The organism is Nonomuraea sp. NPDC004186 (assembly GCF_053603495.1).
In genome coordinates this window covers 80,121-102,514 of the sequence record NZ_JBSGFQ010000016.1, presented here as the reverse complement: position 1 = coordinate 102,514, position 22,394 = coordinate 80,121, and the positions used below count along the sequence as shown (strand labels likewise).

At 72.4% G+C, this 22,394-nt stretch carries 17 protein-coding genes; 10 read left to right on the top strand and 7 right to left on the bottom strand.

Annotated elements, in window-relative coordinates:
* Nucleotides 1-5: 5 nt before the first annotated feature.
* Nucleotides 6-2,963 (bottom strand): glycoside hydrolase family 2 TIM barrel-domain containing protein, encoded by a 2,958-nt coding sequence (locus ACWEPL_RS15970; RefSeq protein WP_452436563.1) that lies wholly within the window; start codon nucleotides 2,961-2,963, stop codon nucleotides 6-8.
* A gap of 132 nt (nucleotides 2,964-3,095) precedes the next feature.
* Here ACWEPL_RS15970 and ACWEPL_RS15965 point away from each other — a divergent pair, with 132 nt between their 5' ends.
* Genes ACWEPL_RS15965 through ACWEPL_RS15950 form a run of 4 tightly spaced genes read left to right on the top strand, consistent with a single transcriptional unit; the run spans nucleotide 3,096 to nucleotide 9,493 of the window.
* A complete protein-coding gene (locus tag ACWEPL_RS15965; protein WP_452436562.1) occupies nucleotides 3,096-4,592 on the top strand; it encodes an alpha-L-fucosidase in 1,497 nt (498 codons plus the stop codon).
* Between the two features lie 15 nt (nucleotides 4,593-4,607).
* On the top strand, nucleotides 4,608-7,100 hold the full coding sequence (locus ACWEPL_RS15960; RefSeq protein ID WP_452436561.1) for a family 78 glycoside hydrolase catalytic domain: 2,493 nt from the start codon (nucleotides 4,608-4,610) through the stop codon (nucleotides 7,098-7,100).
* Nucleotides 7,097-8,092 (top strand): hypothetical protein, encoded by a 996-nt coding sequence (locus ACWEPL_RS15955; RefSeq protein ID WP_452436560.1) that lies wholly within the window; start codon nucleotides 7,097-7,099, stop codon nucleotides 8,090-8,092. Before ACWEPL_RS15960 ends, ACWEPL_RS15955 begins: the two co-directional genes overlap by 4 nt.
* 9 nt (nucleotides 8,093-8,101) lie before the next feature.
* Nucleotides 8,102-9,493: a glycoside hydrolase family 28 protein gene (locus ACWEPL_RS15950; RefSeq protein ID WP_452436559.1), complete on the top strand. Its 1,392-nt coding sequence runs from the start codon at nucleotides 8,102-8,104 to the stop codon at nucleotides 9,491-9,493.
* Nucleotides 9,494-9,510: 17 nt separating this feature from the next.
* Here ACWEPL_RS15950 and ACWEPL_RS15945 read toward each other — a convergent pair whose 3' ends face one another.
* Both ACWEPL_RS15945 and ACWEPL_RS15940 read right to left on the bottom strand, forming a co-directional pair.
* Complete coding sequence (locus ACWEPL_RS15945; RefSeq protein WP_185072310.1) at nucleotides 9,511-10,167, bottom strand: response regulator; 657 nt, start codon at nucleotides 10,165-10,167, stop codon at nucleotides 9,511-9,513.
* Nucleotides 10,164-11,156: a HAMP domain-containing sensor histidine kinase gene (locus tag ACWEPL_RS15940; protein WP_452436558.1), complete on the bottom strand. Its 993-nt coding sequence runs from the start codon at nucleotides 11,154-11,156 to the stop codon at nucleotides 10,164-10,166. The genes ACWEPL_RS15945 and ACWEPL_RS15940 overlap by 4 nt, the downstream gene beginning before the upstream one ends.
* A 322-nt stretch (nucleotides 11,157-11,478) precedes the next feature.
* Between ACWEPL_RS15940 and ACWEPL_RS15935 the strand changes: the two genes are divergently transcribed.
* The 3 genes from ACWEPL_RS15935 to ACWEPL_RS15925 all read left to right on the top strand — a co-directional run bounded on the left by ACWEPL_RS15935 (nucleotide 11,479) and on the right by ACWEPL_RS15925 (nucleotide 14,013).
* Nucleotides 11,479-12,765 carry an SLC13 family permease gene (locus tag ACWEPL_RS15935; RefSeq protein ID WP_452436557.1) on the top strand — a complete coding sequence of 429 codons (1,287 nt, stop codon included), beginning with the start codon at nucleotides 11,479-11,481 and terminating at the stop codon, nucleotides 12,763-12,765.
* 73 nt (nucleotides 12,766-12,838) lie between these two features.
* Complete coding sequence (locus ACWEPL_RS15930; RefSeq protein WP_363966779.1) at nucleotides 12,839-13,399, top strand: hypothetical protein; 561 nt, start codon at nucleotides 12,839-12,841, stop codon at nucleotides 13,397-13,399.
* Nucleotides 13,400-13,473: 74 nt separating this feature from the next.
* A complete protein-coding gene (locus ACWEPL_RS15925; RefSeq protein ID WP_452436556.1) occupies nucleotides 13,474-14,013 on the top strand; it encodes a hypothetical protein in 540 nt (179 codons plus the stop codon).
* A gap of 18 nt (nucleotides 14,014-14,031) precedes the next feature.
* Here ACWEPL_RS15925 and ACWEPL_RS15920 read toward each other — a convergent pair whose 3' ends face one another.
* The 4 genes from ACWEPL_RS15920 to ACWEPL_RS15905 all read right to left on the bottom strand — a co-directional run bounded on the left by ACWEPL_RS15920 (nucleotide 14,032) and on the right by ACWEPL_RS15905 (nucleotide 19,258).
* Nucleotides 14,032-14,712 carry a TetR/AcrR family transcriptional regulator gene (locus tag ACWEPL_RS15920; protein ID WP_452436555.1) on the bottom strand — a complete coding sequence of 227 codons (681 nt, stop codon included), beginning with the start codon at nucleotides 14,710-14,712 and terminating at the stop codon, nucleotides 14,032-14,034.
* Between the two features lie 47 nt (nucleotides 14,713-14,759).
* The gene (locus tag ACWEPL_RS15915; protein WP_452436554.1) at nucleotides 14,760-16,478 is read right to left on the bottom strand and encodes an ABC transporter ATP-binding protein; all 1,719 of its coding nucleotides are present in this window, start codon (nucleotides 16,476-16,478) and stop codon (nucleotides 14,760-14,762) included.
* On the bottom strand, nucleotides 16,475-18,277 hold the full coding sequence (locus tag ACWEPL_RS15910) for an ABC transporter ATP-binding protein (protein WP_452436552.1): 1,803 nt from the start codon (nucleotides 18,275-18,277) through the stop codon (nucleotides 16,475-16,477). The genes ACWEPL_RS15915 and ACWEPL_RS15910 overlap by 4 nt, the downstream gene beginning before the upstream one ends.
* An 81-nt stretch (nucleotides 18,278-18,358) precedes the next feature.
* Entirely contained in the window at nucleotides 18,359-19,258 is a 900-nt protein-coding gene (locus ACWEPL_RS15905) for a MurR/RpiR family transcriptional regulator (protein ID WP_363966789.1), read from the bottom strand.
* Between the two features lie 113 nt (nucleotides 19,259-19,371).
* On the opposite strand from ACWEPL_RS15905, the gene ACWEPL_RS15900 reads away from it, so the two are divergent.
* Genes ACWEPL_RS15900 through ACWEPL_RS15890 form a run of 3 tightly spaced genes read left to right on the top strand, consistent with a single transcriptional unit; the run spans nucleotide 19,372 to nucleotide 22,390 of the window.
* Nucleotides 19,372-20,757: an MFS transporter gene (locus ACWEPL_RS15900; protein ID WP_452436551.1), complete on the top strand. Its 1,386-nt coding sequence runs from the start codon at nucleotides 19,372-19,374 to the stop codon at nucleotides 20,755-20,757.
* Nucleotides 20,754-21,182, top strand: a complete 429-nt coding sequence (locus ACWEPL_RS15895; protein ID WP_192791433.1) for a GAF domain-containing protein — start codon at nucleotides 20,754-20,756, stop codon at nucleotides 21,180-21,182. The genes ACWEPL_RS15900 and ACWEPL_RS15895 overlap by 4 nt, the downstream gene beginning before the upstream one ends.
* Entirely contained in the window at nucleotides 21,179-22,390 is a 1,212-nt protein-coding gene (locus ACWEPL_RS15890) for a metal-dependent hydrolase family protein (protein WP_363966795.1), read from the top strand. The genes ACWEPL_RS15895 and ACWEPL_RS15890 overlap by 4 nt, the downstream gene beginning before the upstream one ends.
* The last annotated feature ends 4 nt before the right edge of the window (nucleotides 22,391-22,394 follow it).

Here is a 22,394-nt window from a genome sequence, read left to right as displayed (position 1 = left end):
TCCTCTCAGGCGGTCAACGTCATCGACCAGGAGTGGCGGCGGACCGGCAGCCGGTACCGCTCGGGCAGGGCGGGGCCGCAGGAGGCGCTGCCGAGGCCCTGCTGCCCGTGGTCCAGGTTCAGCCAGACGCGCCCGGAGTCGCGCAGGTCGTGCGGCCTGCCCGCCGCCTGCAGCGCCTCGCTGGTCCAGCGGCGGGCGGTGAAGTCCAGGTGCGGCTCGCCGTCCACGCGCAGGGTCGGCAGCCCCGCGCCGGACAGCTCCAGCCAGCGGGTCTCGACGTGGTTGCCGTTCTCCTGCGGCACCACGTACGGGGTCTGGAGCGCGTCGATCGCCAGCGCGAACCGGCCCACCCGCGCGGCGTCCCGGCTGTCCGCGTACGACTCGCCCGGGCCCCGCCCGAACCACGTGACGTCGGTGTAGCCGCCGGGCAGGGCGAACCTGGCGCCCATGCGCGGCGGGCTCACGTTCAGGTGGCCGTAGGCGGTGTCGTGCCAGTCGCCGACGGGCTCGGCCTCGATTCGCAGGTGCAGCGCGCCGTCGCGCCACTGCCAGGTGTACGTGGTGAGGAAGCCGAGGGTCCGGGTGGCCGGGCCGCTCCGGCCGCGGACGACCAGCGTGCGGTCGTCCGGGCTTTCGAGGGCGACGGTCCGGTGCAGGAAGCGGTCTAGCCCCACGGCCTCCCAGTCGGCGGCGAGCGCGTTCCTGGGGCCCTGGCCGCGGTCGTTCTCGGTCGGGGCCCGCCACACGTCCAGCACCGGTCCGTCCAGCTCGACCCCGTGCAGCCGGACCAACCGCCCTGTCCTGGGCTCGAACACCGCCCCACCCAACCGCAACCCGCCACCCGGCGCACTGCCCGACGTCCTCGTCGCATCGCCGCCCACCAGGCCATCCGCCGTTCCGCCCGCCAACTGGGGGGCGGTGGGGCCGAGGCGGGACTGGGTGAAGGCGACCACGTGCCCCGCCGGCGCCCAGCGGGTCGCGGCGGCGAGCGCGGCTTCGATCGTGATCCACGTCTCGCCTTCCCCCGCGACCGCCACCTCCGGCAACGGCACCCGCACCGTCTCCCGCGGCCCGCACCCCGGGACCCGCAGCACCCCGCCCTTCGACGCAGGGACGCCGTCCACCTCAACCCACCACCGGAAGTCCAGGTGTCCGAGGTCGATCAGGTCGTGCTTGTTGGCGACCACCACCTCCCCCGCCCCCACGTCCACCGCGATCCCGACCGGCTCGATCGCCTTGCGCAGCTCCGCCAGCCCCGGGGACGGCGTGCGGTCGGGGAACAGCAGCCCGTCCAGGCAGTACCGGCCGCCGTTCGGCTGGTGGTCGATGTCCCCGCCGTGCCGGAAGTACGGGCGGCCCAGCGCGTCGTGCCCCGTCAGCCCGTGGTCGATCCACTCCCACACGAACGCCCCGCAGAACCGCTCGTACGACTCCAGGATCGCCTGGTAGTCGGCCAGGGAGCCGGGCCCGTTCCCCATGGCGTGGGCGTACTCGCACAGCAGGAACGGCAGCCCGCGACGGCGCACGTCGTCGGCCGACCCCGGCACGACCCCGTCCGGCGGGTCCTCCTCGCGCCGCCCGATGCGCTCCAGGTCGTCCAGCGACGGGTACATAAGGCTGTGGAAGTCGGAGTGCCGGTAGCTCGGGTCGCGCTCGTAGTGCAGCGGCCGGCCGGGGTCGCGGGCCCGGATCCACCGCTCGATGTCGCCGAACGCCGGCCCGCTCCCGCTCTCGTTGCCCAGCGACCAGATGACGACGCTGGGGTGGTTCTTGTCGCGTTCGACCATGCGCCGGGCCCGGTCGAGCAGGGCGTCGCGCCACATCGGCTCGGCCGGCGGGTTGCCCTCCCAACCGGCGTAGATGAACCCGTGGGTCTCGATGTCGCACTCGTCCACCACCCACAGCCCGTACTCGTCGCACAGCCGCAGGAACTCCGGGTGCGGCGGGTAGTGGGCGGTGCGGACGGCGTTGACGTTGTTCCGCTTCATCAGCACGATGTCGCGGATCATGGTGTCGCGGTCGAGGGCCCGGCCGCGTTCCGGGTGGTGTTCGTGCCGGTTGACGCCGCGGAAGAGGACCGGCGCCCCGTTGATCAGCAGCCGCCCGCCGGCGATCTCGACGGTCCTGAACCCGATCGGGAGGTCGATCGTCTCCCCGGCCGCCGTGAGGGTGCCGCGGTAGAGGCGCGGGCACTCCGCGCTCCACGGTTCGACGCCGGGGACGGTGATCTCCTCCCCGGTCGCGACCGCGAGGCCCAGCTCGGGGATCTCGACCAGGCCGGGGGCGTCGGCGGTGACGAGGAGGGTGCCGGAGCCGCCGGAGGCGTCGTAGGAGGCGCGGACGGTGAGGTCGTCGATGCCGCCGGAGGGGCGGGCCAGCAGCTCCACGTCGCGGAAGATGCCCGGCAGCCACCACATGTCCTGGTCCTCGAGGTAGCTGCCGGACGACCAGCGGTGCACGCGTACGGCGAGCAGGTTGCCGCGCGGCCGGACGAGCCCCGTGACCTCGAACTCGAACGGCAGCCTGCTCCCCTTCGAGTGGCCGAGCAACGAGCCGTTCAGCCACACCGTGCCGCAGGAGTCCACCCCCTGGAAGCGCAGCACGGCCCTGCCGCCGGGCCGGCCGTCGGGCCAGTCTTCGGGCAGGTCGAAGTGGAGGCGGTAGTCGCCTGTGGGGTTGCCGTCGGGCAGGTGCGGCGGGTCGATGGGGAACGGGTAGGCGGTGTTGGTGTAGAGCGGGCGGTCGTACCCCTCCAGCACCCAGTGCGACGGCACCCGGATCGTCTCCCAGCCGGTGTCGTCGAGCGCCGGGTCGGGCAGCGAGGGGCCGGTGCCCTCGGCCGTGCCGGAGAGCCGGAAGCGCCACTGACCGTTGAGCGACAGGCGCGGCGCGTCGGAGAGGAAGTCCGCGCGTGCCGCCCGCCGCCCGGAGCCCGGCCCGGGATCTTCGTGGAAGTCAACCATCCGCACGCCCTTCCGCGACAAAACGTTTTAACCCTATACGCGAAGATTCCCGCCTGCCAGCTCCTCATGCATTGACATCCGACATTGAATAAATATATCCTAGGTAAATCGTTTCAATAAGATAGGTGGGTCATGCGCGGGTTTCTGCCGGACTGGGAGTCGCTTCGCCGTCACCCCATCCCCGAGTGGTTCGGGGAGGTCAAGTTCGGCATCTGGTCGCACTGGGGCCCGCAGTCCGTGGCGAGCTCGGGCGACTGGTACGCCCGCCACCTCTACGGCATGCAACCCGCCTCCGAGGCCTGGGAGCGCCGCCGCGCCGACCGCCAGCACGCCCACCACCGCGCCCGCTTCGGCGCGGGCGGCGCGAAGGACCTCTTCCACCGCTGGCGCGCCGAGCGCTTCGACCCCGGCGAGCTGATCGACCTGTACGTCTCCAGCGGCGCCCGCTACTTCGTCGCCCTGGCCGCCCACTGCGACAACTTCGACCTGTGGGACTCCGGGCAGCATGCCTGGAACGCCACCCGCATCGGCCCGCGCCGCGACATCGTCGGCGCCTGGGAGCGGGCGGCCCGCGCGGCCGGGCTGCCGTTCGGGCTCAGCTTCCACAACAACTGGACCTGGCGCTGGCTCGACGTCGCGCACGGCGCCGACCCGGCCACCGGCCGGCCGCACGACGGCGGGCTGACCAAGGGCGACGGCGCCGGCACCTGGTGGGAGGGCCTCGACCCGGCCGAGCTCTACCCGGCCAGGCACGCCCCGGGCGCCAAGCCCCCGCCCCAGGTGGCGGACCGCTTCTACGCCCGCGTGCGCGAGGCGATCGACCGCTACCGCCCCGACCTGGTCTATCTCGACGACGGCCGCCTGCCGTTCGACGCGGGCAGCGTGGTCGAGTCGGAGCCGGTCAGCACGCGCGGTCTCGACGTGCTCGCCCACTACTACAACACCTGCCCGACCGGCGGCCTGGTGACCGTCAAGGACGTCCCCGACGCCGACCGCACCGCCGTCGTCCTCGACTGCGAACGCCGCCAGCTCGACGCGGCGCAGCCGTACCCCTGGCAGTTCGACACCAGCGACGGTGAGTGGTTCGACTGCTCGGACGACGACCCGATGTTCCACCCGCGCAAGACGTCCCAGCAGGTCGTGCACACGCTGATCGACGTGGTCAGCAAGAACGGCACCCTGCTGCTCAACGTCCCGCAGCGCGCCGACGGCACCGTGGACGCGCACGCCCGTACCCTGCTGGGCGAGGTGGGCGACTGGCTGCGGGTGTGCGGCGAGGGCGTGTACGGCACGACGCTGTGGAAGCGCGCCGCCGAGGGCGCCACGGGCCTGGGCGAGACGAAGGGGTACGAGGGCTACAACGAGGCCGACCGCGCCTACCGGCCGGGCGACATCCGCTTCACCCGGCGCGGCGACGCGGTGTACGCCACGCTGCTCGCCTGGCCGGAGGAGGGGACGGCCGCGATCACCAGTATGGGCACCGGCGAAGGGCTGCTGGAGCGCCGCCCCGCCAGGGTCGAGCTCCTGGGCCACGGCCCCGTCGCCTGGCGGCTGGCTGAGGAGGCCCTGTATGCCGACCTGCCCCCGACGCCACCCACGAAAGCCGCGTACATGCTCAAAATCACCTGACCTGGAGCCCCTGCCATGGCGACCAACCTGCGAACGTGCGACCTGATCGACCCCCTCGGCATCGAGATCACCCGCCCGACACTCAGCTGGCAGCTGACCGGCGCCACGACGCAGACCGGTTACCACGTACGGGTCGAGCCCGACTTATGGGACACCGGCGAGGTCGAGTCGGCCGACCAGCGCGTGGTGTACGACGGGCGGCCCCTGACCTCCCGGACGGCGGCGCGCTGGCGGGTGCGGATCCGCGACGGCGACGGCCGATGGTCCGGCTGGAGCCCGCCCGCCCGCTTCGAGCTGGGCCTGCTGAGCCCGGACGACTGGACGGCCTCGTGGATCACCCACCCCGACTGGCACGACGAGGGCAACCCGCGCGCGGGCGAGGGCAGGCCGCTGCCGCTGCTGAAGGGCGAGTTCGTCCTGGCCCAGCCGGTCGTCCGCGCCCGGCTGCACGTGGCCGGCCTCGGCGTCTACGTCGCCACGGTGAACGGCGGGCCGGTGACCGACGCCGTGCTGGAGCCGCCGTACACGGACTTCAGCAGGCGCGTCGTGTACGCCACCCACGACGTGACCGAGCTGCTGCGCGAGGGCCGCAACACGCTCGGCGTCGAGCTGGGCCCAGGGATCGCGCACGTCTTCCCGCACCAGGACCGGTACATGAAGTTCTTCGGCTCCAAGGCCGCCCCGCGGGCCATCGCGCAGCTCGAACTGGACTACGCCGACGGCTCGTTCGGCCGGTTCGCCACGGGCCCCGACTGGCGGGCCGCCGAGGGCCCGACCGTGCGCTCCCACTGGTACGGCGGCGAGGACCACGACGCCCGCCGCACCGCCTCCGCCTGGCGACCCGCCACCGTCGTCCCCGGCACGAAGGACGTGCTCAGGTCGCGCGCCTGCCCGCCCATCAGGGTCACCGAACGGCTGCCCGCGACCGCCAGGCTCGCCGCCACCGACGGCACGCCGGTCTTCGACGTCGGCACGGTCGTCGCGGGCTGGGCCGAGCTGAGCCTGGACCTCCCGGCCGGCCGCCACCTGCGGCTCGTGCCCGGCGACCAGCTCGACGACTACGGCCGGGTCATCCAGTCGAAGCCCACCACCGGTGCGCCGATCTTCAACACGTACGTCACCAAGGACGGCCCGCAGACCTGGCACCCGAGCTTCCGCTACGACGGCTTCCGCTACGTCGAGGTCCAGGGCCTGCCCGAACACGTCGGCCCGGAGGCCGTGACCGCGCTCGTGCTCCGCGCGGACAACACTCCCACCGGCTCGTTCGAGACCTCCGACGCCCTGGTCAACGACATCCACACGATCATCGACCGCGCGGTGCGGGGCAACATGTACAGCGTCCTCACCGACTGCCCGCACCGGGAGAAGCTGGGCTGGCTGGAGCAGACCCACCTGCTGTTCGACGTCGTCGCCTACAACTACGACGTGGCCGCCTACTACCGCGAGCTGCTGGTCACCATCGCCGAGGCGCAGACCGGGGACGGGCTGGTGCCGGACATCGCGCCGGAGTTCCTGGTGTTCGACGCGCCCTTCAGGGACGACCCCAACTGGGGCGGCGCGATCGTCCGCATCCCGTGGCAGCTCTACCGCTGGTACGGCGACCCGTCGGCGATGGAGACGCACTACGACGCGATGCGCCGCTACGTCGACTACCTCACGTCGAAGGCCGAGGACGGCGTCCTCGGCCACGGGCTGGGCGACTGGATCGGACTGGACGACTCGACGCCCGTCCCGCTGGTCTCCACCTGGGGCTACTGGCGGGCCGCGGGCACGCTGGCCCGCGCCGCCGGCGTGCTGGGCCGCGACGACGACGCCAAGCGCTACCGGGCCCTGACCGAGCAGATCACCGCGGCGTTCCCCCGTACTTTCGCCGGCTCCCGCAGCCAGGCGTCGGAGATCCTGGCGCTCGACATGGGCGTGATCACCGACGAGCGGGTGCTGGACCGGATCTCCGAGGCGGTGGCGGGCGGCGGCATCACGGTCGGCGAGATCGCGCTGCCCGCCCTGTTCAGGGTGCTCGGCCGCGCGGGACGGCACGACGCCCTGTGGGCGTTCGCCACCTCGACGAGCCACCCCAGTTACGGCTACCAGGTACGGCACGGCGCCACCGCGCTCACCGAGGCGTGGGACGGGCCGACGAGGGGCCTGTCGCAGAACCACTACATGCTGGGCGCCGTCGACGCCTGGTTCTACCGCGGCCTCGGCGGCATCGGCCAGGCCCCCGGCTCGAACGGCTTCCGCAGGCTGCTGATCGAGCCCGCCGCCCCCGGCGACCTGGAGTCGGTGCGGGCGAGCACCGTGACCCCGTACGGCCCGGTCGAGGTGTCCTGGACCCGCGCGGACGGGGAGTTCACGCTCGACGTGGCGGTCCCGCCGGGCTCGTCGGCCGAGGTGCGACTGCCGGATCTCGGGCTCGCCAGGCACGCCGTGCCAGACGCGGCGGTCAAGCTCGGGGCCCGTGCTTACGAGGTGCCGGCCGGGCGCTGGACGTTCGGGGCAGGCAGGTGATCGGCACGTACGACGCCGCCCGCGTCAGGACCCCGCACAAGGCCGGCAGGCTGCTGGTCGAGGGGTCACGGGAGCCGGGCAGGTTCGACAGCCTCTTCGTGGACTGCCCGTTCGTATGCTCCGACGGCGGCGAGTACCTGATGACGTACGTCGGCTTCGACGGGACCGGCTACCAGACCGCGCTGAGCCGATCGGCGGACCTGGTGTCGTGGACGCCGGGGGAGGTGATCCTGCCGCGCGACCCCGCGCACCCGTACCGGGGCTACAACGCGGCGCTCACGTCGATCGTGCGCGACAACCGCCTCGACTCCCCCGGCCAGGTGACCTGGCTGGACGGCCGGGCGGTCGGCACGTACCACGCCTACCCCGAGGCGGGCATGGAGATGGGCGCCGCGGTCATCGGGTTCGTGGCCAGTGACGACCTGCGTACCTGGGCAGACGTGGGGTCGGTGCTGCGCCCGCAGGACGGCGGCGCGTGGGAGCGCGGCGGCCTGTACAAGTCGTGGCTGCTCCGCCACGACGGCCTCTACTACTGCTTCTACAACGCCAAGAACCGCACCTACGACGGCTGGCGCGAGCAGATCGGCTACGCCGTCTCCCCCGACCTCGAACGCTGGGAGCGCCCGGAGCCCGGCCCGGTCGTCCCGCACGGCGGTCCGGGCGAGTTCGACGAGCGCTTCACCTCCGACCCGTGCGTGCTGCGCGACGGCGACTGGTGGGTGATGTTCTACTTCGGGCTCTCGTTCGACGGGCACGCGAGGGAGAGCTTCGCGGTCTCCCGCGACCTGCGCACCTGGCGCAAGAGCGGCGAGATCCTCATCGACGTGGGCCGGCCGGGCTCGGCCGACGACACCTACGCGCACAAGCCCGCGCTCGTCTCCCACGGCGGGCGGCCCCACCACTTCTACACGGCGGTACGGCGGGTCGAGCCGTACCAGGTCGGCGAGCACACGCTGGTCGAGCGGCGCGGCATCTCCCTGGCCCATGGATAGGAGCGCACCATGAAGTCCCGCAGGAGCTTCCTGGCCGTGGCGGCCGGCGCCGTGCTGGCCCCCCAGCTGGCCGGGCGCGCGGAGGCGGCCCCCGACCTGGACGGCTGGGCCAGGGTGCCGCGGATCCGGCGGCGGATCAGGCCGCCCCGCTTCCCCCGCCGCACCTTCCCCGTCACGCGCCACGGGGCGGTCGGCGACGGGACCGCGATGTGCACCGAGGCCTTCAGGCAGGCGATCGCGGCCTGCGCGGCGGCGGGCGGCGGGCGCGTGCTCGTGCCCGCGGGGACGTACCTCACGGGCGCGATCCACCTGGCCGACAACGTCGAACTGCACCTGGAGGCGGGCGCCACGATCCGGTTCAGCCGGAACCCCGCCGACTACCTGCCGGTCGTCCACACCCGCTACGAGGGTGTCGAGCTGATGAACTACTCCCCGTTCGTCTACGCCTACGAGCGCGAGAACGTCGCGATCACCGGCAGCGGCACGATCGACGGCCAGGCCGACGCCACGCACTGGTGGGACTGGTCGGGCGACCCGCCGCCGTCCGAGCGTCCCGACAAGAACCTGCTGGCCGCCATGGCCGAGCAGGGCGTGCCGGTGGCCGAGCGGGTGTTCGGCGAGGGCCACTACCTGCGCCCCAACCTCATCCAGCTCTACCGCTGCCGCAACGTCCTGATCGAGGGCGTGACTGTCAAGGACTCCCCCATGTGGAACATCCACCCGGTCCTGTGCACCAACGTGACGATCCGCGAGGTCACCGTGGACAGCCCGAACGGCCCCAACAACGACGGCTGCGACCCCGAGTCCTGCGTGGACGTGCTGATCGAGCGGTGCGAGTTCAACACCGGCGACGACTGCGTGGCGATCAAGGCGGGCAAGAACGCCGACGGCCGCCGGGTGAACGCGCCCTCCATGAACGTCCTCGTGGACTCCTGCGTGATGCGCGACGGCAACGGCGGCGTGACGATCGGCAGCGAGACCACCGGCGGCGTGCGCTGGGTCTACGCCTGGAACTGCACGATGAGCAGCCCCCGCCTGGAGCGCGCGATCCGCGTCAAGACCAACCCCGACCGTGGCGGCTACGTCAGGGACGTCTACTTCAGGGACATCACGGTGGGGCAGGCCGCCGACGCGGTGATCGAGGTGGCCCTGAACTACGAGAACAAGGACACCGGCCCGTACTTCCCCGACGTGGGCGCCATCGACGTGCGCCGCCTGCGGGCCGGGCGGGCGCCCAGGGCGTTCAACCTGATCGGCAACCCGGGCAACCCGATCAAGGGCGTGCGGGTGACCGGCAGCGTGTTCGAGGAGATGGCCGAGGACGACGTCGTACGCCACGTGACGGGGCTCGTGCTGCGCGACGTCTGGATCAACGGCCGCCGCGTGGACTCCGGGGGATGAGACGGTTCCGCCCCTGATCAGGGCTCGACGAGGCCCGCGCGGATGGCGTAGCGGGTCAGGTCGAGGCGGTCGCGCATGCCGAGCTTCTGCAGGATGTTCGCCCGGTGCCGGTCCACGGTCTTCACGCTGATGACCAGCGTCTCCGCGATCTCCTTGGCCGAGTTGCCCTCCGCGATCAGCTTGACGATCTCCTCCTCCCGGGGCGTCAGGATGCTCTCGGGCATGCGCTCGCCCTCGCGCGAACGCTGCAGGTAGTCGCGGATGAGCGCGGTGACCGCCCCGGGATACAGGAACGGCTCGCCGCGCATCGTCGCCCGGCACGCCTCCAGCAGGTCCTGGTCGGCGACCGACTTGAGCACGTATCCCGAGGCGCCGACCTTGAGGGCCTCGAAGAAGTACTGCTCGTTGTCGTACATGGACAGGATCAGGATGCGGATGCCGGGCGCGCGGCGGGAGATCTCGCGGGCCGCCTGGAGCCCGGTCATGCGCGGCATCGCGATGTCCAGGATGGCCAGGTCCACCGCGTCCTCCGACGCGGCCGCGACGGCCTCCGCGCCGTCGGCGGCCTCGGCGACGACCTCCAGGTCGGGCTCCGCGTCGAGGATCATCTTGAGTCCCCGGCGGACCAGCGCGTGGTCGTCGGCCAGCAGGATCCTGGTCTTGGCAGTGCTCACCGCGTTGGGCTCCGATCGTTCGGGATGGTCAGGTGGACGCGGGTGCCTTCCCCCGGTGGGGAGTCGACGGTCAGGCGGGCGCCGATCAGCAGGGCTCGCTCGCGCATGCCCCGGATCCCGGCCCCGTCCTGGCGCGCGCCGCCCTGTCCGTCGTCGGTGACACGCAGGGTCAGCCGCCCGTCGTGCGTGGCCAGTGACAGCTCGGCACGCGTGGCGCGGGCGTGCCTGGCGATGTTCGTGAGGCTCTCCTGCGCGATCCGGTACAGCACGAGCTCGACGTCCGCGCCCAGCTCGGGCAGGTCGTGCTGGACGGCGCGGGTCACCTGGACCCCGCTCATCTGCGAGACGTCGCTGCACAGGGCGCTCAAGGCGGCGTGCAGCCCGAGGTCCTCCAGCACGCCGGGCCGCAGCCGGCGAGCGACCTGCCGGACCTCGTCGAGGCTGGCGCGTACGGTCTCCTGCACGCCGTGCAGGTCCTCGCGCAGGTCGTCCGGCGCGCGGTCGACCACCCGCTTCAGGCCGAGGAGCACCACGGTCAGGCTCTGGCCGATCTCGTCGTGCAGCTCGCGGGCGATGCGCCGCCGCTCGCCCTCCTGGGCGGCCAGTGCGTGGCCGCTGCTGGCGCTGCGCTCGGCCTCCAGGCGGTCGAGCATCGCGTTGAACGTGGCGATCACGTGGGTGAGGTCGCTGTTGCCGCCGTCGGTCAGCCGCTCGCCGGTACGCAGCAGGTCCACGCGCTGCATGAGCGTGGTCAGCGCGTCCAGCGGGGCCAGGCTGCGGCGCAGGAGCAGCGCGTTGGCGGCCAGCATCAGCGCCAGGCCGACGATCAGCACCGGCACCTCGGCCAGCACGAGGGGCGCGGACACGGTGGCCGGTGAGATCGCGAGGACGAGCGTGGCCACCGCGAACACCAGCCCGTTGATCATGAACAGTCGCCGGAACAGCGCCTGTGCCGGGCTCCCGGCCGTCCTCTTCGCCCTCTCGGTCATTTCACCAGCCTCTTTGTCTCCCGGTCCGGTTGTCGATCCGGCCTGACCCCCATCCTGCGGGACGTCCCTACATGCTCCGTCCCTCCCGGTATGGGTGCTGGACCCGATGGTGCCGGGCCCGCCCGGGCCACGAGACTGGGACGGAGCCGCCGCCCGCGAAGGATGTCCTCGAAGCGGCGCGCGCGACGAGACGATCATCCTGGAGCGGCGGCTCACCAAGCCCGAACCCGTTCCGACCCCGGAGGTCGATAGTCGTGTGCCGCCAATCCCGCCTTGTATCGTCATGCCCCGCCGCCCGGTCCGGGCCGCCGGGGCGTGACGGATGAGCGCATACGTAGCCCTCGCGATCTTCCTGGTCGCGTTCTTCTTCATCGCCACCGAGAAGGCCGACAAGGTCAAGGTGGTGCTCATCGCCGCCGGGCTGATGGCCGTCCTGGGCCTGGTCCCGGGCGCGGAGGTGTTCTTCTCCGAGCACGAAGGCATCGACTGGAACGTCATCTTCCTGCTGTTCGGCATGATGATCATCGTGGGGATCATCAAGCAGACGGGGGTCTTCGACTACCTCGCCATCTGGGCCGCCAAGCGGTCGCAGGGCAGGCCGTACCGGCTGATGGTCATGCTGATGGCGATCACCGCCATCGCCTCGCCCTTCCTCGACAACGTCACCACGATCATGCTGGTCGCGCCGGTCACCGTGATGGTGTGCGACCGGCTGCGCATCCCCGCCCAGCCGTACCTCATCGCGGAGGTGCTGGCCTCCAACATCGGCGGCGCCGCGACCCTCATCGGCGACCCGCCCAACATCATCATCGGCAGCCGGGCGGGGTTGACGTTCAACGACTTCCTCGTCCACATGGCGCCGATCGTGGTGGTCGTCTTCGCCGTGTTCGTGCTGCTCACGCGGGTGCTGTTCCGCGGGTCGTTCCACTATGACGCCGGGCACTCCGCGGCGGTGATGGCGCTGGACGAGCGGCGGGCCATCACCGACCCGCGGCTGCTGACCCGCTGCCTGGTGGTGCTGGGCCTGGTGATCGCCGGGTTCGCGCTGCACGCGGTGGCTCACGTCGACCCGTCGATCGTGGCCCTCGTGGGGGCCGGGGTGATGCTGATGGTCTCGCGCACGGACGTCCACGAGGTGCTGCGCGAGGTCGAGTGGTCCACGCTGGTCTTCTTCATGGGCCTGTTCGTCATGGTCGCGGGCCTGGTCCACACGGGTGTCATCGGGGCGATCGGCACGTGGGCCCTGGGCGCGCTGGGCGACGACTACTTCGTCGCCGCGACGGCGCTGCTGTTCGGCTCGGGCGTGCTGGGCGCGTTCTTCGACAACATCCCGTACGTCGCCACGACCGCCCCGATCGTGGAGGGTGTGGTCGCGCAGATCCCCGACCCGAGCACCGGGCAGGCGCTGTGGTGGGCGTTCGCGCTGGGCGCGGACTTCGGCGGCAACGGCACGGCGGTGGCGGCCAGCGCGAACGTGGTGGCCCTCGGCATCGCCGCGCGTTCCGGACACAAGATCACCTTCTGGCAGTTCACCCGGTACGGCATCGTCGTGACCGTCATCAGCACGCTGATGGCCTGGGCGTACGTCTGGCTGCGCTACTTCGCCTGACCGGGGAGATCAGGGGAAAGTCAGGGGCGATCACCGATGAGCGCCCCTGACCCGAGGAGGCATCGTGGGCCTCATGAACCGCCTCACCCAGTTCTCCTTCACCGCGGCCCCCGCCGCGCTGCTCGCCGGCAGTCTCCTCACGCGCCTCCCCGGCGCCGATGCCGTCGGCGGGCCGTGGTGGGCGGCCGCGCACGCGGTCCTGCTGGCCGGGTTCCTGATGTTCGGCGTCATGCTCCTGGCGCTGCGCCGTATAGCCGGGCCCGTGACGGGCGGGTGGCGGGCGGCGGCGGACGCCGCCACGGCGGTGGCGCTGCTCAGCACGGCCGCCAACGTCGTCGGTCTCGCCGTCGACCTCTACAACAGGTTCGAGAGCCCGCGCGTCGCGGCGTGGGAGCCGTTCGTCTACGGGGCCGCCTTCGCCGCCCTGGTCGCGCTGGCGTCCGTGCTCGCGGCGCTGCGGCGGGTCACGGTGCTGAGCGCGGCCGTCACGGCCACGGGCGTGGCGGTGCTGATCGGGGGGTTGCTCGAACCGGCCCTGACGCCGGTCGGCATGGCGCTCATCTGGCTCGGCACGCTGCTGCTGAGCAGGGGCCCGGCCGAACCGGCGGGGCAGATCGGCTACCGGCTCCACTGAGCGATCGCCCCGGCTTCAAGTGGGTACGTCCATGAAGGTCCCGACTCCCGGCTTTCATGAAGGAGTGGTGCCCCATGCTCTATGTCTTCGGCTTCGAACGCATCGGCGTCGCGGTGAGCGACATCTACTTCGTCGACCCCGACCCGATCAGGGGACAGGAGGGCGCCGAGCGCGGCGTACGCCTGGAGCTGCGGAAGCTGCATCCCGGCGAGCTGAACGGGTCGATCTACTCGGCCCGGCCCATCACCGTCGAACGCCCCCTCTGGCGGGTTGACCTGCTGGAGTCGGTCGACAGCACGCCCGGCAGCTTCGACCGCACCCACCATCACCCCGGCATCGACGGGTGGGAGCCGGGGAGGCGGGTGTTCGACAAGGAGCTCTCCGGCGAGCCGCTGAAGTGGCTGAGCGGACGGCTGGCCGACCTGGAGGGTGTGCTCGACGAGGTCGGGGTGGACCGCGGCGAGGTGAGCCCGGCGGACGTGACCGGCCTGCGCGAGCGTGCCGGGGAGATCGTCGAGACCGTCGCCCGCCTGCTCGACGGCGTCCACTCCGGCGCCCTCGCGACCCCGCCGGACGACGCCTCGGCCGCCGCCGTCCGCGCCAGCTGGTTGTGAGGACGGCAGCGCTTCTGGCTAGGGGGCCAGGCCGGCCGCGATGCCGTCCAGGACGAGGCCGAGCTTGCGGTTGAACCACACGGAGGCCGGCTCCGACAGCGCCCGCCGCATGACGGGCGCCACCTCCGGGCCGACCGCCTCGGCCCAGGCGTCGGCCGAGCTGTCGCGGACCTTGGCCGTGCCGGCGGAGCCGCCCGCGGGCGCGTCCAGCTGCTGGCCCCTGCCGAAGACGTCGATCGCCAGGTCGAAGACGGTGTCGACGGCAAGGAACGCGTCCTCCACCGCGAAGCCGTAGCCGATCAGGCGCTGGACGGCCGCGCCGAAGCGGTGCATCACCTCGTCGGGGAAGCGCTTGAGCTTGAGGAATTCCTTGATCAGGCCGGGATGCGCCTCCAGCAGCGCCCACAGCGCCCCGGCCTGCGCCTCCAGGTCCGAGCGCCACTCGCCGGTCGGCTCCGGCCAGTCCGCCTTGCCGATCGCGCGGTTGATGGCCACGATGACCAGCTCCTCGCGGTCGGCCACGTGGCGGTAGAGGGCCGAGTGGGCGACCCGGAGGCGGTCGGCCACGGTGGCCAGGGTCAGGTTGTCGAACCCGACGGCCAGCGCGGCGTCGGCGATGTCAGGCCGGGTGATGCGCGGCGGGCGGCCCCGCGGGCGGCCCAGCACGCGCCACTCCCGCGCCGTCGTCTCTTCACCCATCGAGCCCCCTACCGCCGTCGATCGCGTCGCGCCGGGCCGTCCACCGGTCAGGCGCGTACGAGGCGCCAGCCGCGGGCCCGCGCGCGTTCTTCCCAGAACGCAGCGTACCGGCCACCCGCGTCCAGCAACTCCTGGTGGGTGCCGCGCTCGGCGATCACACCGCCCTCCAGCATGACGATCTGGTCGGCGGCGGCGATCGTGGTCAGCCGGTGCGCGATCACCAGCAGCGTCCGGTCGCGGGCGAGCGTGGCCAGCGCGTCCATCAGAGCGGACTCGTTCTCCGGGTCCAGCGCGGCGGTGGCCTCGTCCAGCAGCACGATCGGCGCATCCTTGAGGATCGCGCGGGCGATGGACACCCGCTGGCGCTCGCCTCCGGAGAGGGTCGCCCCGGCCTCGCCGACCCTCGCCTGCCAGCCGCCGGGCAGCCGCGCGGCGATCTCCTCGACGCGCGCCAGCCGGCCCGCCTCGCGGACCTCCTCGTCCGTGGCGTCCGGCCGCCCCAGCCGGATGTTGTCCTCCAGCGTGCCCTCGAACAGGTACACGTCCTGGAACACGATCGACAGCTGGGCCATCAGGTCCTCGGGCGGGTAGTCGCGCACGTCGTTCCCGCAGACCCGGACCGACCCGGCGGAGGCGTCCCAGAAGCGGGCGATGAGACGGGTGAGCGTGGTCTTGCCGGACCCGGAGGGCCCGACCAGCGCGGTCACCGTGCGGGGCGCGACGGTGAAGCTCACGTCCCGCAGCAGCGGCCGCTCGTCGTAGGCGAAGCTCACCCCGTCCAGCTCGATCGACGGCTCACCGGCCCGCGCCGTGCCGCCGGACGGCAGCGGCGGCGTGGTCAGGACGTCGCGGATGCGCCGCAGCGCGCCCCGTGCCATGCGCAGCTCGCCGCCCACGTCGGCGGCGGCGAGCAGCGGTTCGGTGAACCGCACGGCCAGGACCAGCACCCCGACCAGCTCCGGCACGTCCACCGCGCCGCCGAGCGCCAGCGAGCAGCCCACCAGCAGGATCGCGGTGAAGGCGAGCTGCACGGTCAGCGCGACCGTTCCGAGGCCGGGCAGCGTGGTCCGCAGGAGGCGCCGCAGCGCCGACCGCTGCCGCACCAGCGCGTCGTCGAGCAGGTCGTAGCCGTCCGCCGTGCGCCCGAACGCCCGCAGGGACGCCTGCTGCCGGGCGAACTCCACCACGCGGTCGGCCCCCTCGGCCCCCGCGTCGTCCATCGCGGTGTCGCTGCGCTGCACCAGGCTCTGCGTCCAGCGGAACGCCAGCCACAGGAACGGCGCCGTGACCAGGGCCGCCAGCCCCAGCCGCCAGTCGAACACGAACATGCACACCAGCACGGTCGCCGGCGCGGTCACCGAGGTCACCACGACCTGGAGCAGGTGGGCGGGCACGCTCATCACGTCCATGACGCCCTTGCCCGCGAGCTGCCCGAGCCGGCCCACCCGATCGGCGCTGAACCAGCCGACCGGCAGCCCGGCCACGTGGTCGCCCATCCGGTGGTAGAGCGTGCGCAGGGCGGCCAGGCCGACCGCGTAGCCGTACTGCGACTGCTGGTAGGAGGCGACGGCGGTGGCCGCGACCACGGCGGCGAAGGCCGCGAGCCACGGTCCGGCCGCCTCGCCGGACAGCAGCGCGCGCAGCACCGGCACGAGCATCGCGAACGACGCGCCCTGCAGCACGCCGTACACGATCATCGCGAGCAGGCTGCGGCGCAGGCGCGCCCCGTGCTCGGGGCCGAGTACGGCGCCCAGTTCTCCGATCATGCCCGGGTCCAATCCCGATCGTCGTCGCGTACGTGGGCCGCCCACAGCCGGGTGTAGAGCCCGCCGGCCGCGCGGAGCTCGTCATGGGTGCCGCGCTCGACGATCCGGCCGCCGTCGAGCACCGCGATCTGGTCGGCGCCGGTGATCGTGCCCAGCCGGTGGGCGATGACCAGCAGCGTGCGCCCGGCCACCAGCGTGGACAGCGCGTCCTGGATGGCCGACTCCGACTCCGGGTCGGCGAACGCGGTGGCCTCGTCCAGCACCAGGATCGGCGCGTCGGCCAGTAGCGCGCGGGCGATCGACACGCGCTGCGCCTCGCCGCCCGACAGGTGGGCGTCCTCCCCGATCACCGAGTCGTAGCCGCGCGGCAGCTCCGTGATCCGGTCGTGGATCTGGGCCGCGCGGGCCATCCGCTCGACCTCCTCGCGCCCCGCATCGGGGCGGCCGAGCGCGATGTTGTCCGCGACGGACGCGCGCAGGAGCTGCACGTCCTGGAGGACGAAGCCGACGTGGTGGTACAGCTCGGCGGAGCCGATGTCGCGCACGTCCACGCCGCCCACCGTCACCTGGCCCGAGCCGGGGTCGTAGAAGCGGGGCAGCAGCTTGGCCAGCGTGGACTTGCCCGAGCCCGACGGCCCGACCAGCGCGGTCACGGTGCCGGGCCTCAGGGTCAGGTCCACCCCGCGCAGCACCGGCGTGCTCCCGTCGTACGAGAACGACACGTCGTGGAACTCCACCCGGCGGCCCTGCGGACGGGTCGGCTCGGCGGGCTCGGGCAGCGGCGGCGTCGCCAGCAGCGCGGCCACCCGCCCGGCCGACTCGGCCGCGCGCCGCAGCCGCATCGAGCCCATGTCCAGGGTGAGGAACGGCGCCGTCAGCGCCACCCCGACCAGCACGAACGGCAGCACGTCCACCGGCGCCAGCCAGCCGTTCGCGGCGAACACGACGCCTCCCGCGGTGGCCACGAGCAGCATGGTCGGGGGCGAGATGAGCGCGTTCGAGACGCCGCTGAGCCTGAGCATGGGCCGCACCCAGGCGCCGAAGAACTCGGCGAAGTCGTCGGCGGCCTCGGCGAAGCGCCGGTAGGAGCGTCTGGCCTGCCCGAACGTCTTGATCACCGCGATCCCCTGCACGAACTCGACCACGGCGGCGCTGATCCTGGTGTTCGCCTCGCTCCAGCGCCGCATCTGCTCGTCGTAGCCGCGCATCATGACCGCGAACGCGACGGCGAACAGCGGCACCGGAATGAGCACGACGAGCGTGAGCCGCCAGTCGACGTACAGCAGGTAGGCGAGCGCGGCCAGCGGGGTCACCACGGCGGCGAGCAGGTCGAGCAGGGCATGCGCGACGAGGTGGTGCATCTCGCGCACGTCGTCCTGAAGGACCTTCTTGACCTGGCCCGAGTTGCGCTCGCCGAACCAGCCCAGCGGCACCCGCGACAGGTGCGCGGCCATCCGGCGGCGCAGGTGGAGCTGCAGGTCGGCGTCCGCGAAGTGGGTGATCGCCCCGGCCAGGCCGAACGACGTGAACCTGACCAGCAGCCCGGCCACCGCGATCCCGGCGATCAGCCAGACCCGGCCGGCCTCGGGGGCCGGGCTCAGCAGCACCCGGGCCAGCTCGGCCACGCACACGAACGGCACGAGCGCCGAGACGGCGTACACCACCTGGAGCACGGCGGCGGCGACCAGCCTCGGGCGGATGGGGGCGAGCAGCGCCAGTAACGCGGCGCGGTCGGGAGCGGGCCCGCCGTCCTCGGGCGGGGACGCCACGGGGGCCGCCGGTTCGGCGGTGATCGTCATGTGTGAGCCTCCGCGCTTCGAGGGTTTCCGCCTGGAACCGATTTTGTTACAGGCATTCTCGAATAGGCAAGGCTCACATAACTAAGGCCTCGGCGGACTGGGGGGTGTAGGGGTGGCCGGGCGGCGGTGCAGCAGGCCGAAGCGCGTCCACATGGCCTCCGCCGCCTCGATCGAGGCGCCCGTACGGGCCGGGTCCACGGCGGCGAGCTGGGTGACCAGGGCCTGGGCGACCGCCATGCCCGCCGTCAGCGACGGGAAGAACGCCTCCCCCTCCGCCGGCACCATGACCACCTCCTCGGCCGCCTCGGCCAGCGCGGGACTGGCCGCGTCCGTGAGGGCGAACACCCGCACCCCGCGCGAGCGGGCGACGTTCGCGGCCAGGACCGTGCTCTCGTACAGGCGCCAGAAGCTGATCGCCACCAGCACGTCACCGGCGCCGAGCGCGGCCACCGCGTTGGCCAGCTCCGCGTCGCCGTTGGTCACGGCCGTGACGGGATAGCCCGCCAGGCGGGCGTTGTGGGCCAGGGCCAGCCCGACGGCCGCGTAGCTGCCGTCGGCGACGATCACGGTACGGCCCGCCGCGGCCACGGCCTCGGCGATCGTGAGCAGGACGCCCTCGTCGAGGCGGCGGTTCAGCAGCGCGAGGCTGTCCAGGTCGCGCCGGAGCGAGCGGGAGCTGGGCGAGCCGGTGCCACGGTGCTCGGCGGCCACCTGGCCGGCGCTCAGCGAGGACAGGTAGCGCGCCCGCAGCTCCTGCTGGAGCGCCGGCCACCCGGCGAACCCGAGCGCCTGCGCCGTACGCGTCACGGTCGCCACGTTCACCCCCGCGACCTGCGCCAGGTCAGCCGCGGACTCGAACGACGCCCGACGCGGCTGGGAGAGCAGGATCTCCAGCACCGCGGCCGCCTTGCCGCGCAGCCCGCGCGGGGGCACCCGGGTCCGCAACCACTCCTCGAAGCTGTCCGCGGCCTGCTCTGTCACCGTGTCCCTTTCCGCTGCCATCCTGCAAAGACCATTGCATTTCGGATATTTCGCACTATATGTTGCTTCGCAATCAACCTGAAGGGGCCATGACCTCGGGAAGGTGTTGTTCAATGACCCTGTTGGCCCGTCTGGACCGGCTCCCTCTGAGCCGCCCTCACTACCTGCTCCTCCTCATCGGCGGCCTCGGCTACACCTTCGACGGCATGGACTCGGCCGTCGTGGCATTCTTGCTCCCCAGCGCGCAGGACGCCTGGGGCCTGTCCAACGGCCAGCTCGGCCTCATCGGGTCCGCGACGCCGTTCGGGTTCCTGTTCGGCGCGACCGTCGCGGGCCTGCTCGGCGACCGTATCGGCCGCAAGAAGGTCATGATGTACGCGCTCGCCTTCTACGCCGCCTTCTCGGTGGTCGCCGCGTTCGCCCCGAATTATGAGATCTTCCTGGGCTCCCGGGTGCTGGCCGGGGCCGGCGCGGGCGCGGAGAGCGCGATCATCGCGCCGTTCCTGTCCGAGTTCGTGCCGGCGAAGCGGCGCGGATGGTTCATCGGCGCGCTGGCCGGGTTCTTCTCGTTCGGGTTCGTGATGGCGGCGCTGATCGGCCGCTTCGTGGTGCCGACGATGGACGACGGCTGGCGGATCGCGCAGGTGATCACCGCGCTGCCGATCGTCATGCTGCTGTGGTGGCGCCGCTCGCTTCCGGAGTCGCCGCGCTTCCTGCTGCAGAACGGCCGCGTGGACGAGGCCGAGGCGGTGGTCGCCGACCTCGAACGCCGCGTCGAGCGGGCCACCGGACAGCCGCTCCCGCCGGTGCCCGAGCCGGCCGCCCAGCCAGCCAGCGACCCCGCCACCAAGGCGGCCGGGGTCAACCTGATCAGCGCGCTCCGGTTCCTGTGGAGCCCGGTCATGGCCAGGCGGACGGCTGTGACGTGGCTGATCTGGTTCGTGATCACGTTCTCGTACTACGGGTTCTTCTCGTGGATCCCCACCCTGCTCGTGCAGCGCGGCATCACGGTGACCAAGAGCTTCGAGTTCTCGATCATCATCTATCTGGCGCAGGTCCCCGGCTACTTCTCCGCGGCCTGGCTGTCGGAGCGACTCGACCGCAAGAACACCATCGCGATCTACCTGTCCGGCTCGGCGGTCAGCGCGTTCTGGCTGTCGCAGATGGACACGCCCGCCACGATCACGCTCGCGGGAGCGGTGCTGTCGTTCTTCCTGAACGGCACGTACGCGGGCGTCTACTCGTACACGCCCGAGGTCTTCCCCACCTGGATCCGCGCCACCGGAACGGGCCTGTCGAGCGCGTTCGGGCGAGTCGGCAGCATCCTGGCCCCGACGATCATCGGGCTGTCGGCGGCGAGCCTCGGCTTCGGCGGCGTGTTCGGCCTGACGACGGCGGTGCTGGTGGTCGGGGTGGTGTGCGTGGTCGTGTTCGGCCTGGCCACGGCCGGGAGATCACTTGAGGAGCTGACGGAACCCGCCAAGGAGGCGAGCAAATGACCGGATTGAGTGAGCTTGAAGAGACCGTGCGGCGGGAGGTGGGAGTGCGGCTGTTCACGGTCCTGGCCTGGGTGCCGGAACGGCGGGCGCTGCGCCGCGTCCACACCAGCCATCCCGAGCAGTATCCGGTGGGCGGGGAGAAGACCGTGGAGGTCGCCCAGGGCTGGCTGGCGCGGTGCATCGAGGGCCGGGAGCCGTACTTCGGCAAGGACCGGGCCGCGGTACGGGAGATCTTCGCCGACCACGAGCTGATCGAGAGCCTGGGCTGCGGGACGATCATCAACGTCCCGGTGGTCGACCAGGGGGAGGTGCTCGGCGTGCTGAACATCCTCGACGCCGAGGGAAGCTACGACGAGGAGTCGGTGGCCGTGGCGCGCTCGCTCGCGCCGCTCGCCGTCCCGGCGCTTCGTGGAGGTGCGGCATGAGCTTGTTGCTGCGTAATGCCCGGGTCCTGGACGTGACGAGCGGCGAGTACGCCGAGGGCGACCTGCGCTGCGCGGACGGCCGGGTCGCCGAGACGGGACCCCGGCTGAGCGCGCCGGACGGCACGCGGGTGATCGACCTCGCCGGTGCGCACGTGGTGCCGGGGCTGATCGACGCGCACGTGCACGTCACCGCCTCCACCGCGAACCTCGGCACGCTCGGCTCCATGTCCCCCTCCTACGTCGCCGCGCACAGCGCCCAGATCATGGGCGGGATGCTCGACCGGGGCTTCACCACGGTGCGCGACGCGTCCGGCGCCGACTTCGGGCTGGCCGACGCGCAGGCCGAGGGGCTGATCCGGGGGCCACGGCTGCTGTTCTGCGGCAAGGGGCTGAGCCAGACCGGCGGCCACGCCGACTTCCGCGGCCGGGGCGAGCACCAGCAGGACGATCACCCCTGCTGCGCCGGCGTCGGCCGCGTGGCCGACGGGGTCGACGCCGTCCGCGTCGCCGCCCGCGACGAGCTGCGCAAGGGCGCGCACCACATCAAGGTCATGGCCTCCGGCGGCGTGGCCTCCCCGACCGACCGCATCGACTCGACCCAGTACTCCATGGACGAGCTGCGCGCGGTCGTCGAGGAGGCCGAGGCGGCCAACCGGTACGTCGCCGCGCACGCCTACACCGCCCGGGCCGTCAACCGGGCGCTCGAGGCCGGAGTGCGCTCGATCGAGCACGGGAACCTGATCGACGACACGAGCGTGGAGCTGTTCCGGCGGCACGACGCGTTCCTGGTGCCGACGCTGGTGACGTACTGGGCGCTCAAGGAGGAAGGGCTCACGTTCGGGCTGCCCGAGCGGAGCTGGCGCAAGGTGGACGAGGTGCTCGAGGCCGGGCTGGTCGCGCTGGAGCGGGCCGCGCGGGGCGGGGTGCGGCTGGCGTACGGGACCGACCTGCTCGGCGGCATGCACCGGCACCAGAACCACGAGTTCCGGCTGCGGCGGGAGGTGCAGCAGCCGATCGACGTGCTGCGGGCCGCGACGACCGGGGCGGCGGAGCTGGTCGGGATGGCGGGCGAGGTCGGCACGCTGGCCGTGGGGGCGCACGCGGACCTGCTCGTGCTCGACGGCGATCCGCTGGCCGACATCGGCGTCCTCGCGGACCCCGCCCACTTCAGGCACGTCGTCCAGGCGGGCCGCGTCGTCTCCGGCTGAGCCG

Excerpts from the sequence above, each read along its gene's own strand:
- ACWEPL_RS15970 (WP_452436563.1), bottom strand. The coding sequence starts at position 2,963 with ATGGTTGACTTCCACGAAGATCCCGGGCCGGGCTCCGGGCGGCGGGCG.
- ACWEPL_RS15965 (WP_452436562.1), top strand. The coding sequence starts at position 3,096 with ATGCGCGGGTTTCTGCCGGACTGGGAGTCGCTTCGCCGTCACCCCATC.
- ACWEPL_RS15960 (WP_452436561.1), top strand. The coding sequence starts at position 4,608 with ATGGCGACCAACCTGCGAACGTGCGACCTGATCGACCCCCTCGGCATC.
- ACWEPL_RS15950 (WP_452436559.1), top strand. The coding sequence starts at position 8,102 with ATGAAGTCCCGCAGGAGCTTCCTGGCCGTGGCGGCCGGCGCCGTGCTG.
- ACWEPL_RS15940 (WP_452436558.1), bottom strand. The coding sequence starts at position 11,156 with ATGACCGAGAGGGCGAAGAGGACGGCCGGGAGCCCGGCACAGGCGCTG.
- ACWEPL_RS15935 (WP_452436557.1), top strand. The coding sequence starts at position 11,479 with ATGAGCGCATACGTAGCCCTCGCGATCTTCCTGGTCGCGTTCTTCTTC.
- ACWEPL_RS15930 (WP_363966779.1), top strand. The coding sequence starts at position 12,839 with ATGAACCGCCTCACCCAGTTCTCCTTCACCGCGGCCCCCGCCGCGCTG.
- ACWEPL_RS15925 (WP_452436556.1), top strand. The coding sequence starts at position 13,474 with ATGCTCTATGTCTTCGGCTTCGAACGCATCGGCGTCGCGGTGAGCGAC.
- ACWEPL_RS15920 (WP_452436555.1), bottom strand. The coding sequence starts at position 14,712 with ATGGGTGAAGAGACGACGGCGCGGGAGTGGCGCGTGCTGGGCCGCCCG.
- ACWEPL_RS15915 (WP_452436554.1), bottom strand. The coding sequence starts at position 16,478 with ATGATCGGAGAACTGGGCGCCGTACTCGGCCCCGAGCACGGGGCGCGC.
- ACWEPL_RS15910 (WP_452436552.1), bottom strand. The coding sequence starts at position 18,277 with ATGACGATCACCGCCGAACCGGCGGCCCCCGTGGCGTCCCCGCCCGAG.
- ACWEPL_RS15900 (WP_452436551.1), top strand. The coding sequence starts at position 19,372 with ATGACCCTGTTGGCCCGTCTGGACCGGCTCCCTCTGAGCCGCCCTCAC.
- ACWEPL_RS15895 (WP_192791433.1), top strand. The coding sequence starts at position 20,754 with ATGACCGGATTGAGTGAGCTTGAAGAGACCGTGCGGCGGGAGGTGGGA.
- ACWEPL_RS15890 (WP_363966795.1), top strand. The coding sequence starts at position 21,179 with ATGAGCTTGTTGCTGCGTAATGCCCGGGTCCTGGACGTGACGAGCGGC.